11 protein-coding genes are annotated in these 13,950 nt (G+C 34.1%); 10 read left to right on the top strand and 1 reads right to left on the bottom strand.

Annotated elements, in window-relative coordinates:
• The first annotated feature begins 3 nt into the window (after window positions 1-3).
• From leuS to AC6H33_RS08505, 10 genes are all read left to right on the top strand, one after another.
• A complete protein-coding gene (gene leuS / locus AC6H33_RS08550) occupies window positions 4-2,481 on the top strand; it encodes a leucine--tRNA ligase (RefSeq protein ID WP_497604466.1) in 2,478 nt (825 codons plus the stop codon).
• Window positions 2,482-2,483: 2 nt separating this feature from the next.
• Window positions 2,484-3,008 carry an LPS assembly lipoprotein LptE gene (lptE, locus tag AC6H33_RS08545; RefSeq protein ID WP_497604465.1) on the top strand — a complete coding sequence of 175 codons (525 nt, stop codon included), beginning with the start codon at window positions 2,484-2,486 and terminating at the stop codon, window positions 3,006-3,008.
• An 11-nt stretch (window positions 3,009-3,019) separates the two neighbouring features.
• Entirely contained in the window at window positions 3,020-4,564 is a 1,545-nt protein-coding gene (locus AC6H33_RS08540; RefSeq protein WP_497604464.1) for a GGDEF domain-containing protein, read from the top strand.
• Window positions 4,561-5,727, top strand: coding sequence for a bifunctional folylpolyglutamate synthase/dihydrofolate synthase (locus AC6H33_RS08535; protein ID WP_497604463.1), 1,167 nt, complete (start codon window positions 4,561-4,563; stop codon window positions 5,725-5,727). The genes AC6H33_RS08540 and AC6H33_RS08535 overlap by 4 nt, the downstream gene beginning before the upstream one ends.
• On the top strand, window positions 5,705-8,677 hold the full coding sequence (mfd, locus tag AC6H33_RS08530) for a transcription-repair coupling factor (RefSeq protein WP_497604462.1): 2,973 nt from the start codon (window positions 5,705-5,707) through the stop codon (window positions 8,675-8,677). Before AC6H33_RS08535 ends, mfd begins: the two co-directional genes overlap by 23 nt.
• Before the next feature lie 153 nt (window positions 8,678-8,830).
• Window positions 8,831-9,535, top strand: coding sequence for a uracil-DNA glycosylase (locus AC6H33_RS08525; protein ID WP_497604461.1), 705 nt, complete (start codon window positions 8,831-8,833; stop codon window positions 9,533-9,535).
• A complete protein-coding gene (locus AC6H33_RS08520) occupies window positions 9,532-10,341 on the top strand; it encodes a TIGR00282 family metallophosphoesterase (protein ID WP_497604460.1) in 810 nt (269 codons plus the stop codon). The genes AC6H33_RS08525 and AC6H33_RS08520 overlap by 4 nt, the downstream gene beginning before the upstream one ends.
• Before the next feature lie 83 nt (window positions 10,342-10,424).
• Window positions 10,425-10,796 carry a Fic family protein gene (locus AC6H33_RS08515; RefSeq protein ID WP_497604459.1) on the top strand — a complete coding sequence of 124 codons (372 nt, stop codon included), beginning with the start codon at window positions 10,425-10,427 and terminating at the stop codon, window positions 10,794-10,796.
• Entirely contained in the window at window positions 10,797-11,942 is a 1,146-nt protein-coding gene (locus tag AC6H33_RS08510; RefSeq protein WP_497604458.1) for an McrC family protein, read from the top strand.
• A complete protein-coding gene (locus AC6H33_RS08505; RefSeq protein ID WP_497604457.1) occupies window positions 11,939-13,408 on the top strand; it encodes an McrB family protein in 1,470 nt (489 codons plus the stop codon). Before AC6H33_RS08510 ends, AC6H33_RS08505 begins: the two co-directional genes overlap by 4 nt.
• Here the strand turns inward: AC6H33_RS08505 and AC6H33_RS08500 are convergent.
• On the bottom strand, window positions 13,405-13,863 hold the full coding sequence (locus AC6H33_RS08500; RefSeq protein ID WP_497604456.1) for a hypothetical protein: 459 nt from the start codon (window positions 13,861-13,863) through the stop codon (window positions 13,405-13,407). The genes AC6H33_RS08505 and AC6H33_RS08500 overlap by 4 nt on opposite strands.
• Between the last annotated feature and the right edge of the window lie 87 nt (window positions 13,864-13,950).

The following is a 13,950-nucleotide window of genomic DNA, read 5'->3' as shown; positions in this document are numbered from 1 at the left end:
GAGTTGACTTACAATTCAAAAGAGTTAGAAAAAGAGTGGCAAGAGTATTGGGCAAAAAACAGAAGTTTTGAACCGAGTGAAGATTTTACAAAAGAGACTGGGTGCCCTCGGGGTAAAAAATATATCCTCAGTATGTTCCCATTCCCAAGTGGGCGCCTTCATATGGGACACGTTAGAAACTACACAATAAGTGATGCTTTTGCAAGATATTATCGCCAAGAGGGTTTTAATGTCCTTCATCCGATAGGATTTGACAGTTTTGGAATGCCAGCTGAGAATGCAGCAATCAAAAACGGTTCTCATCCAAAAAAATGGACATATGACAATATAGACTACATGAAAGGCGAGTTTAAATCTCTGGGATTCTCTTTTTCTAAAGAGAGAGAACTTGCAACAAGTGATGAACTCTATACAAAGTTTGAACAAGGCTTTATCATCGATATGTATGAAAAAGGGCTTCTTTATCGTAAAAAAGGGTTTTTAAACTGGTGTCCAAGCTGTCATACAGTTTTAGCAAATGAGCAGGTAATCGATGGAACTTGTTGGAGATGTGATAGCAGTGTAGTAAAAAAAGATATGAATCAGTATTACTTTAAAATCACGCAGTATGGCGATGAGCTTTTAGCTGATTTGAGCAAACTAGAGGGTGGCTGGCCAAAACAGGTTCTTACAATGCAAGAGAACTGGATAGGCAAATCAAACGGTTTAGAGTTTAAGCTCTCTTTTGATGGAAGCTCACTAAAAAAGCTTGATAATAAGTTTGATGCCTTTAGTGTCTTTACAACTCGTCCTGATACAATTTACGGCGTTAGTTATGCAGCTCTTGCTCCTGAACATGAGATAGTAACTTACATGATAGAAAATGCTCTTTTAGATAGCGAGACAATCAGTAAAATAAAAGAGATGAAAAACGCTTCATCAATTGATAGACAAAAAGAGAAAAGCGGAGTATCGTTAAATCTTGATGTTATCCATCCGCTAACTCAAAAAACTATCCCTATCTGGGTTGCAAACTTTGTTCTTATGGATTATGGAAGTGGCGCTGTTATGGCAGTTCCAGCTCATGATGAGAGAGATTTTGATTTTGCTAAAAAGTACAATCTTGCTATAAAAGCAGTTATCAAACCTTTTGATGCAGAGTCTAATATCGAGAGTGCCTTTACAGAAGTTGGAGAGCTTTTTGACTCTGAAATGTTTAATGGACTAAACTCAAAAAATGCACAATCAAAGATAATAGAGTATTTTGAAGAGAAAAAAATAGGTAAAAAAACTACTAACTATAAGCTAAAAGATTGGGGAGTTAGTCGTCAGAGATATTGGGGCGCACCTATTCCTTTTGTTCATTGTGATGATTGTGGAATCGTTATGGAGAAAAAAGAGAATCTCCCAATTGCTCTTCCTGAGGACATAGTAATAACTGGAGAGGGAAATCCTCTTGAAAAACATCCAACTTGGAAATATTGTAAATGTCCAAAATGTGGCAATGATGCGATTCGTGAGACAGATACTATGGATACTTTTGTTGAGTCTTCATGGTACTTTTTACGCTTTTGTGCTTCACCTAAGAACTGGGAAAAAGAGGCGTTTTCAAAAGAGCAACTGAAATACTGGATGCACCAGCAAGGAGTTGACCACTATATCGGCGGGATTGAACACGCGATTTTACACCTTCTATATGCAAGATTTTTTACAAAAGTTCTACGTGATTTAGGATACTTAGAATTTGATGAACCATTTAGCAAACTTCTAACTCAAGGTATGGTTCTAAAAGATGGTGCTAAGATGAGCAAATCTAAAGGAAATACTGTTGACCCTGATGCGATTATAGAGAAGTATGGTGCAGATACGGCAAGACTTTTTATACTATTTGCAGCACCGCCAACTCAAGAACTTGAGTGGAATGATAGTGCTGTTGAGGGTGCATTTAAGTTTATTAAAAGATTTTATGAGAGAAGTGTATATGCACTTAAGAGTGACACTATCCCAAAAATAAATCATGCCTCACTCAGCAAAGAGGAGAAGTTTGCTAGAAGAAAAGTGTATGAAGCACTTGTTCGTTCTCGTGAAGTTTATGAAGAAAAATATACTTTTAATACTATGATAGCTGGTGTTATGGAGGCTATGAACGCTCTTAACCTTCAAGCAAACAGTGATGTTTGGAGTGAGGCGTATTGGATTTTAACATCTATTATGGAGCCTGTTATTCCTCATGTCTGTTCAGAGATAAGCTCTAAAAAGTTCTCTCTAAAAAACTTAACTTCGCAAATTGTGGCGCAAGAAGTTTTTGTTGAAGAGTCGTTAATGCTAGGTGTTACAATTAACGGTAAAAGAAGATGTGAGATAGAAGTCGCTCCTGATGCAACGCAAGAAGAGATATTGCAAATAGCAAGAGAGAGTGCAATAAAGTGGCTTGAGGGAAAAACTATCATCAAAGAGATAGTAGTTCCTAAGAAGTTAGTAAATCTAGTTATTAAGGATTAGTTTTGATAAACCTGATAAATGTAAAAACTATATTTTTTGGTTTTATACTTCTTTTAACTCTTAGCGGTTGTGGCTACACGCCAAACGCAAAGTTCTCCCGTGATACTTTAGGAGAGAAGATTAGCACAAGTGTAATTATCTCTGCTCAAGACCCTCAAAATACGGTTGTTATTAAAGATGCAATAGATAAAGCGGTTATTGAAGTGTTTCATGCTTCTTTAGTTCCTCAAGATAGATCAGATTCACATCTTGTTATAAAGATGGCAACGCCTACATATACACCTATCGTTTATGATGAGAATGGGTTTGTTACTGGTTATAGAATGAGCATAAATCTAAATATTACAAAACATACAAAAGAGTCCTCAAAGAGCTATAACACAAAAGGATTTAATGATTTTTCAGTAGCTCCAAATGCTATTGTTACAGATCAAGATAGATTTAAAGCTATCAGTTATGCGGCTCAAAGAGCAATTAAAGCATTCGTAGCACAAGTCTCCGCTGAGGGAGCAAGAGCTAAAAAATAAGGGGTTTTTTTATGAATATCCAAGCAATTATTAAGCAGAGTGTTAAAAGATTAGAGCTAGAGGGCAAACTTCTAACTCCTGATTTTTATGCAGAAGCTTTTTGTAAAGAGGCTACCAAAGCTGGTTATAAAGTTGAAGACTGTACGAAATTAGATAAGTTTAAATTGATGTTGAACAAGGACTTTCAAGATGAACTTAAAAAATATCACATAAAAACTATCTCTGAATTTGCTCATTTTTTAATATCAAAATTAAATAGAACGATTCCATCTCACTGCTCAAATTTACTAGAGTCACAGATACAATTTACAAAAAGAGTTTTGCAGAGCATTGAAGTTTTACACAATAAAGAAGCATCTGAACTTGCAAGAAAATGTTTTGACTTACTAAGCCGTGAGCCTTCTCCCGCTGAGATTGACCAGTATAGGCAGTTATGGGTAAATTTTTTAGCAACCTACAATGACTCTTTTTTGCATACTTTAAAACAAATCGGTGATGTAGATAGCAAAGATTTAAGAAAAACTATCGAGAACTTAAATACTCAAAACTTAACTCATGCGCAATCTGGAAGCTTTGAACTCTCAAAAGTTGCTTCACTTTTAGTTGCCTCTCTTGTTCCATCAATCGCTTCAGATATAAATGAGAAGATAGCAGATATAAGTCAAAGAATTCAAAAAGACCCGTCTCTTTTAGAGAGTAGCACTATTGAAAATGATATAAAATCTGCGATATTACTTAGAATCGCACTTGATAAGCAGAGTGTAAAAGATATGATAGAGTCAATTGATGGAGTTTTAGACAAACTCTCTCTTAGACTAATTGAGATGATTGAGAGTTCAGATAGCTCAACTGTTGAGATACAAAAGATAAAAAAAGAGCTTGAGAGTTACAATGAAGGCACCGCTACAAACTTTGCAGTAGCACATAAAAAACTATATACAATAGCAATAGCACTGGAAGAAAATACAAAAGCTCTTACGAAAGATTTGAAAAAACATAGCAGTGAAGTTGGCATACTAAGCAAAAAGATAGAGCATTTAGAGCAAGAGTTGGCACGGGCAAAAGAGGAGTCCAAAGAGGATTTCTTAACAAAACTCTACAATAAACGAGCATTAGATGAGTTTATGAATATAAAAGAGGCTGAGTTTAAAAGACATGAAAAGAATTTTTCAATTGTTTTTTTTGACCTTGACCACTTTAAAGCAGTTAATGATACTTATGGGCATGACGCTGGAGATGCAGTACTCGCGGCCTTTTCAAAGATACTTAAAAACGATGTAAGAAATGTAGATATTGTAGGACGATATGGCGGAGAAGAGTTTGTAGCAATCCTTAATGAGACAGATATGGAAGGTGGGGTAGTTTTTGCAAATAAAATTAGAGCTAAAATCAAAAGTGCTCGTCTGATGTATAAAGAGAGTCGAATAGAGATTAGTGTAAGTGCTGGTGTGAGTGAGAGAAAAACTCATGTTTCGCTTCAAAGTACTCTAAAGTCAGCAGATGAAGCTCTTTATAAAGCAAAAGATAATGGTAGAGATAGGGTCGAGACTAAGTGAGTTTTTCGGAGTATCTAAATGCTAAGCCACTCTTTTATGATGAAATCGACTACACTCGGATGCCTAGGATTTATGAAAAAATAAAAGATGTTTTACCAACTCCAAAAATCATACATATCATAGGAACTAACGGCAAAGGTACATCTGGGCGTTTTCTAGCAAATGCTCTTTACTCGATAGGCTTCAACACAGGGCACTACACATCTCCGCATATTTTAGAGTTTAATGAGCGTATATATTTAAATGATAAAAATATAACTGACACAGCTCTTGAAATGGCGCATATAGAGCTTCAAGCTATCTTAGACGCAGACGACGCAGACTCACTCAGTTATTTTGAGTATACAACGCTCCTTGGGATGATAGTTTTTAAAGAGTGTGATTATGTTGTTATGGAAGCAGGGCTTGGCGGAGAGCATGATGCAACTGCGGTTTTTGAGAAGATTTTAACTTTAGTTACTCCGATAGCTTACGACCATGAGGCTTTTTTAGGCTCATCAATCGAGCAAATCTCAAAAACAAAACTAATGGCAATTCAAAACAACGCGATTTTAGCAACTCAAAAATATGATGAAGTTTATGAAGTAGCCCAGACTTTGGCGAGTGAGAGAGGGTTAAATATATATAAAGTAGATGAAGTACTAAACCAAAGTGATATAGAAAATATAGAAAAAATCACTAAAAATTTGTCATTAGTAGCTTATCTCAAAGAGAATTTATCTCTTAGTATCGCCGCACTTAATTTTTTAAAAATATCTTATACACAGAGTAACTTTTCATCAAAACCGCTATTTGGCAGAGTTAGCAGGATAAGTAAAAATATCGTTGTGGATGTAGGGCATAATGCACTGGCTGCTTCAAGGGTTGCGGAAGCTTTATCTAAGGAGAAGTTTACGCTTATATATAACAGTTACAAAGATAAAAATTACAAAGAGATTCTCTCTATCTTAAAGCCTCTTGTTTTGGGAGTTGAGATTATAGAAGTTGATAACCAAAGAGTAGAAGATATAGAAAAAATCAAAAAAGCATTAGATGATTTAGATATAAAACATACAATTTTTAAAGAGATAAAAGAGGATAAAAACTACCTTGTGTTTGGCTCTTTTAGTGTTGTAGAGAAGTTTTTAAAGGGGTATTTTGATGTCTCAAAGCAGACTGTTTAACTATTATAAAACCACAAAAGGGGCAGATTTAGAAGTTCTGATTTGTGAAGATGCAAGAGAGGCAAATGAGCTAAAGAGTGTAGCCTCTTTTTTTGGTAAAGAGGTTATAGTTTTTCCAGATTTTAGAGCAACACACGGCGATGATTTGAGAGTTTACAAAGAGGAGTTGCATCAGCTCTTTAGCTCTTTGAGAAATTATTACAGCGCTAAGCTTAAGCCTCTGATTATCTCTCCGTTAAAAACGATGCTTTTTGAGATGCCAAAAGAGTCTCTGCTTAAATCAAGAGTTATAGAGTTTGGAGAAAAAATAGAGTTTAGAGCCTTTCAACAACAGATGCTCCTTTGGGGATATAACTTTGTAGATATGGTTCAAGTAGAGGGCGAAATCTCTTTTAGAGGCGATATTATCGACATCTATCCGCCATCAAGCAAAATGCCTCTTAGAATTTCACTCTTTGATAATGAGATAGAGCAGATAAAGTATTTTGAGTTAGAGTCTCAAAGAACGCAAAAAGAGGAGTTAGAGAGTTTTGAACTTACTCCTGCTTTTTTCTCTTTGAATGAAGATGAGTTTGATATCTTAAACGAGAGAGTGCAAAAGAGCGAATTTGACTCTCTTGTAAAAGATATAGCATCTCTTGGGCTGTGGCACCTTGATGATAGTGGTATAAACTTTTTAGAATCAAAAAATGTCAAGCTATCAAGAGAGCTAAATGCACCTCTCATAGACGCTTACGCACTAAATAAACCAACAATTTCAAGAGAGTGTTTTAATGTAGAGGTTTTAGAAGAGAGTGATGAGCATAAAGAGGTTTTTGTCTCAGATTTGCATACATTTTTAAAAGTTCATAAAGATAAAAAAACGACCATTATCGCCTCAAATGAGGCAGTTGTTAAACAAGCTGGACTCTTTGATGTAAGTGGTTTAAATATAGTTTATGCTCCATATATACTAAACATCATAAGCAAAGATGAGCTCGTAATTTCTCTAAATAAGCAAAGCAAAATAAAAAGAAGAAGAAAAAGCTCTATCTTGCTTGATGACCTTAAAGTAGGCGATTATGTCGTCCATGAAGATTATGGGGTTGGTATTTTCGAGGGGATTGAGCAGACAGAGATTCTTGGCGGGGTAAAGGATTTTATAGTTATAAAGTATATCGGTGATGATAAGATTTTGCTTCCAGTGGAAAATCTCGACTCAATTGATAGATATATCGCTTCTGGTGGGTCTGTTCCTGTTTTAGACAAGCTTGGTAAAGGAAGTTTTGGAAAACTAAAAGAGAGCGTAAAAAAACGCCTCCTTGAGATAGCAGGGCAAATCGTAAATACCGCTGCTGCAAGAGAGCTTATCACTGCGCCAAAAATAAATGTCGATGAAGATGAGCTAAGAGCGTTTCAAAAGCTCTCAGGGTTTCTTTATACAGATGATCAGAGCCAATCAATCAACGAGATAATTACCCAGATGAGTTCAGGGCATATCATGGATAGACTTCTTAGCGGAGATGTTGGTTTTGGTAAGACAGAAGTTGCGATGAATACTATCTTTGCAGCGTACAAATCAGGCTTTCAATCGGCTCTCATAGTTCCAACAACACTTCTCTCAGCTCAACACTACCGCTCACTACATGAGAGATTTGACGCACTGGGAATTAGATGCTCAAAACTAGATAGATTTGTAAGCGCAAAAGATAAAACAAACATCATAAAAGCGCTCTCAAGTGGAGATTTGGATGTAGTTGTAGGAACGCATACGCTTTTTGATTTGGACTTTAAGAATCTTGGTGTGGTCATCATAGATGAGGAGCATAAATTTGGTGTAAAACAAAAAGAGAAGATAAAAGAGCTGTATCACAATGTTCATCTTCTCTCAATGAGTGCGACACCAATTCCACGCTCTCTAAATCAAGCACTAAGCTCTATAAAAACTATGTCACAACTACTAACTCCGCCAAGCCAAAGACAGCCAGTTAGAACATTTGTAAAAGCGTATGAAGAGAAGCTGATAAAAGAGGTTCTTCTTCGTGAGATACGCAGAGGCGGACAGATATTTTACGTACATAACTCCATAGACCATATGCCTATAAAATTGGGCGAGTTAAAAGCACTGTTGCCATCTCTGAGAGTTGTGATGCTCCACTCAAAAATCTCTGCAACAGATACAGAAAAAGAGCTTCTGAAGTTTGAAGCTGGAGAGTATGACTTGATGCTTGCCACGTCAATCATCGAATCAGGCATCCATATGCCTCGTGTAAATACCATCATAGTCGATGGTGCAGATAGATTTGGAATGGCAGATTTGCATCAACTAAGAGGAAGAGTAGGGCGCTCAAATGTTGAAGGCTTTGCCTACTTTATAGTTAATGACAAAGAGACGCTAACCGATGAGGCAAAAAAAAGACTTCTAGCTCTCGAATCAAACTCATTTTTGGGAAGCGGCTCTGTTTTGGCTTACCATGATTTGGAGATAAGAGGCGGTGGAAATCTTGTCGGAGATGCACAAAGCGGACATATAAAAAACATAGGATATTCGCTCTATCTAAGGCTTTTAGAAGATGCTATAAAGCTTTTAAGCAATCAGATGGAAGTTGAAAAAGCAAAAGTAGATATAAAACTAACCATTTCAGCCTTTGTCTCAGATGAGGTAGTAAAAGAGGATAGACTCCGCATAGATATATACAGACGTCTATCCTCATGCCAAGAGAGCGTTGAAATCTATGAGATACAAGAAGAGGTGATTGACAGATTTGGCGCACTTGACGCTCCAACAAAGCAGTTCTTTGAGCTAATGGTCATAAAAGTTCTTAGCCTCTCAAAAGGGATAAAAAGTGTTTCAAACTATGGGCAAAACATAACTTTTACCTACATGGATGAGAAAAAAGAGAGCATAAAATCAGACTCAAAAGATGACGATGACATCATAAAAGCGGTACTTGGGTACTTGAGAGCGTAATATTTTAATTATGAAGATATTGTAGATTTAATCTTTAAGGGCTATACGATTATCTATAAAATAGATGAAGATGTAATTAGGGCTTTTGCGATAACAAAATATGAAGAGTTTAAAGCCTAATGAGAAATATTTAGATTTTACAACGGAGTAAAGATGATTGACCCAAAAATAGAAGAGAGCTGGAAGAGAGTGCTATTTGATGAGTTTCAAAAGCCATATTTTAACTCGTTAAAAGAGTTTTTGGCTGATGAGAAACAGAGATATACTATCTATCCAGAGGGTAAAAATATTTTTGCAGCTTTTAACAACACTCCATTTGAGAAAGTAAAAGTTGTGATTTTAGGGCAAGACCCATATCATGGGGCAAATCAAGCACATGGATTAGCCTTTTCTGTAAATGAGGGCATAACACATCCGCCATCTCTGCGCAATATTTTTAAAGAGCTTCATGATGATATAGGGTGTGAGATACCAAAGAGCGGAGATTTAAAACAGTGGGCAAAAGAGGGAGTTTTTTTATTAAATGCAGTTTTAAGTGTTAGAGCAAGTGAGGCAAATTCGCATAAAAATAGAGGCTGGGAGATATTTACAGATGCGACTATAAAACTCTTAAGCGATAAAAGAGAGAATCTGGTTTTTATACTCTGGGGCTCTCCCGCGGGAGCAAAAGCTTCACTCATTGATGAGAAAAAGCATCTCATCCTTAAAGCTCCGCACCCCTCACCGCTCTCATCATACAGAGGATTTTTTGGCTCAAAACCATTTTCAAAAACAGATGAGTATCTTATATCTAAGAGGCTCAAACCAATAGAGTGGTGTATAAAAATAAAAGAAAAAAACGAAGGAGAGCAACTATGAGAGTAGCATTTATAGGCGATATTGTAGGTAGTCACGGCAGAGATATGCTAAAGACGCATCTTAAAAAAATAAGAGAAGAGTACGGTATAGATTTCGTAGTGGCAAATTACGAGAACGCTTCACATGGCTTTGGGCTAACTATAAAAAATGCAAACGAGATAGTTAGTTATGGGGTTGATTGTATGAGCGGCGGAAATCATACTTGGGATAAAAAAGAGATAACAGCGCTTTTTGATACTCATGAGATTTTAAGACCGCATAACTATCCTAGTGATGTTGGTGGAACGGGGTGCAAAGTATATGAAGTTGCAGGAGAGAAGTTAGGCGTCCTAAACCTTATGGGACACTACTCTATGCCATATACAGACAATGCTTTTAGATGCGCAAAGAACACAGTAGAATCTCTGCACGCTGATGGTGTTAAAAATATATTTATAGATTTTCATGCGGAAGCTACTAGCGAGAAAAGAGCGATGATGATGTTGCTTCAAGGAAGTGTTAGTGCTATCATAGGAACTCATACACATGTAAGTACGGATGACTTTCAAATAGCAAATAACACCGCCTATCTAACGGATATAGGACTATCAGGGTGTAGAGATAATGTCATAGGTATGGATGAAGCTTCTCCGTTAAAACAATTTTTAACTGGCATAAAAGGGCATTTTGATATACCAAAAAAGTGCAAAAAAATTCTTCAAATTGCTATTATGGATTTTAGTGATGGAAAGTGCGAGAGTGCATTTAAGTTAAAAATATTTGATGATGGAAAAGTTATAAGAACAGATGCGTGGTTGGAGAGTTAAGCAACGGAGATACGCCCCTTTGCAAGACAATCAAAGTATGATAATTTGATATAATAGTTCACTTTAAAGAAAGGTTTGACGTTATGAGTTATAAACCACCCTTTACTATTACTTCTAAAACAGTTTCTTTAGTAAGGCGTGTTGCACCACCATATTTAGTCGTACCTGAACTAATGGAAAATTTGTTTAATTGGTTGAAAACGATTGAGGAGCATCCACTCATTGTTTCTTGTATATTTCATTATGAGTTTGAATTTATTCATCCATTTAGTGACGGAAAGGGGAGAATCCGACGGTTTTTACAGAGTGTGATTTTGACTCACTACAAAAAAATATTTGGTTTCATACCGATAAGTTATAAAACAATCAAGAGAGATTTTGTAAAACTAAAAGAGCAAAACAAACTTCAAAGAGTTAGAAGTTTGAAGAGTGGGTATTGGGAAGTGATAAATTAGATGTCAAACTTTAATACAATCTATGAATATAGTAAAGTAGAAAATAAAAAGCTAGAAAAGTACATTATAGATACACCTCTGCTTCATAAATATTTTAAACTTGATTGGAATGTTCTAAAAACGCAGCAATACTGCGGAATACTTAATTATGACAACAACCAAGATATTTATCTGCTTCCAAAAATAGCAGACAACAATGATGAAAAAAATCTTGATATTTTTATCTACATGTTGATGTATGCTTATGATATAAAACTTGAAAATGAAGATATGGCTTCATGTAAAAATGAAAAACATAACATCTTGGAAGTATTTATACAGATGTTTGCAAGTAACTTATTTAAAGAGTTTAAGCGAGGTGTTTACAAAGAGTATATAACCGAGCAGGATAATCTCACGACTCTAAGAGGAAAATATCTTATAAATGAAAATTTAAAGTACAACCATATAAAAAATAAAATCTACTGCGAATATGATGAGTTTAGCATGGATAATCAACTAAACCAATTCTTTTTATATGCTGTTAAAACATTATTAAAATACACAAAAAATAAAAAGCTTTTAAAACAGTGCGAGCTTGCACTCGATGAAGCAGAGTATAGAACTTTTGATATAAATAATCTACATGTACATTTTAATAGACTCAATAATAGGTTTAAAGATAGTTTTGAATTTGCCATTTTACTTTTAAGCAAATCAATTCCGCTCTTTGCAAAAGACAAAAAGAGTTTTGCGTTCTTGTTTGATATGAATATGCTTTTTGAGCGCTTTATCGGGCGATTATATCAAGAAATTGATAAAACAACAAAGCTTCAAAATCAGAGAAACTTTGGAAATTTACAGTTAAAACCAGACATAATAATATCAAATGGGATTATAGATACAAAATACAAAAAAGTTAAAAATAGAGATGATTTAAGTCCATTAGATAAGTATCAAATGTTTGTATATGGAACTAATTATAATATGGAAAATACTATGCTTTTGTATCCAAAGGATATATGTGATTTTGAAGACAACCTGAAACTAGGAGAAAATGATAAAATGGTTAATCTAAAAATTAAAACAATAGATTTGAATTGTGATAATTGTAGTTATGAAGAGTATATAAGTGAAATTAAAAAAAGATTGGAGATATTAAAATGAGAGAAGAAGAATTTATACAAAAACATGATGAAATATTAAATTATTTACTAGAGTACAAGAATCATAATAATAATTTTGTTTTTTCTCCAAGACAAAATCATAATGACCTCGAAAATAATCATTTAAAATGTAGATTGTGCAATGGTTCTTGGTTCCAAGGAGCAAAAAATTATATTTTTGTTGCACTTTATAAAAGAGGATGTAAAGATAATAAAACAAAAACTATTGGATTTGTCTTTACAGAAGACAACCAATACATTGAAATTGTTTTTAAAAGAGTTGATGCAATAACAGATGATGAAGTAAGTTTATATAATGAATTGATCTCATATTTAAAAAATTCAAAGAAAATAATTAAAATTGAAAAAAGACATGAACAAAAATACTTTTTTATACTGGATAGTAAAGACTTACAAGAAAATTTAAATTATTTTATTACTGATGTAAAAAATAAAGCTGATGAATTAATAAGAAAACATCATTTAGAAAGTAAGTATTTTATTTCTGAAGAAGAATTTCAAACAAGGATTAATGAAATTGTTAGAATAAAAAATACTATAAAGAGTGTTTATAATAAAGATTTAAATACAATGAACATTAATGGAACAAAAAAATTTTCAAAAATAAAAAACATAATCCTCTATGGTGCTCCTGGAGTTGGAAAAACTCATAACTATAAAAAAATTGTGGCACTTATTGAGGGTGGTGATTTTTTAGAAAATAAAATTTTTGATTTTATTATCAATAATAAAGATGATGAAATTGAAGAAGGCAGTATTGATAGATTATTTAAACAAGTTAAAGATGAGAAACGAGTCGAGTTTATAACCTTTCATCAAAGCTACTCTTATGAGGATTTTATAGAGGGTTTTAGACCAAGTGTGAACGGAAACATTGAGCTAAAAGATGGAATATTTAAAAAACTATGTAGCGATGCAGAAAAATCTGATAAAAACTTCTACATAGTAATAGACGAAATAAACAGAGGAAATATCTCCAAAATCTTTGGAGAGCTTATAACGCTCATCGAAGAAGATAAAAGAGATATTTATGAGGTAACACTTCCATACTCAAAAGAGAAGTTTAAAGTACCTTCAAATCTTTACATCATAGCTACTATGAACTCAACTGACAAATCAATCGCTACTATCGACATAGCACTTAGAAGAAGATTTACATTTTTAAAAATGAAGCCAAATGAAACTCTTATAACATTTCCACATGCCAAAGAGTTGTTCAATAAATTAAATAAATTTATAGAGAATAATCTCAATGAAGATTATAAACTAGGGCATAGTTATTTTATGAAAATAACAAGCGATGAAGAGTTGGAGTTTGTAAAAGAGTATAAAATCAAACCACTTTTAGAAGAGTATTTTTATATTGATACAAACAAGTTAAATGAAGCATTAAAGATATTTGATGATGGAAGAGTTATAAGAACTGACGCTTGGATAGAGGATTAAGCTGCTGTTATGCGGTAGTAGTTGTCATTTGAGATATAAGTATTTACCATAACGTGTCTAATAACTTTCTCTTTTGCTTCTTGATCTTTAGGAGGAAGTTTTTCATCTATTTTTGGAGTCTGGCTCAAAGAGCTAGATGGTTTTTTTGCCAATGGGAACATTTTAGAGTTCTCATCGTAAGCAATTTTTGCACTATTTAGTGTGTTTAGCTGTTTTAGGTTATATTCGTTTTGGCTTTGAAGATGCTCTTGAAGTCTTTGATGGTTGTGAAATGATTTGTAGTTAGAGATGTAGTTTATAGGAAGATTTTTATCGTTGTAAGGTTTAAGTATAGTTGAATCAGAGAGGCTTTTACTAAAACTATCTGATTTTTCTTTGTCGTCACTTCTTCGGAGTTCACTACTTTTAGTTGAATTTGTTGTATTAACATAAGTGTTATATGACGATACAAACATACGACTTCTCCAAAGTATTTGAAATTATTATACCTTTTATGTAATTAAAAAGAAATCCTTTTTTGATACAATAGTTAAAATATATCC

Source organism: Sulfurimonas limnophila (genome assembly GCF_059705345.1).
Note: the sequence above shows the minus strand (reverse complement) of the source record. Positions and strands in the feature narration are given on the sequence as shown.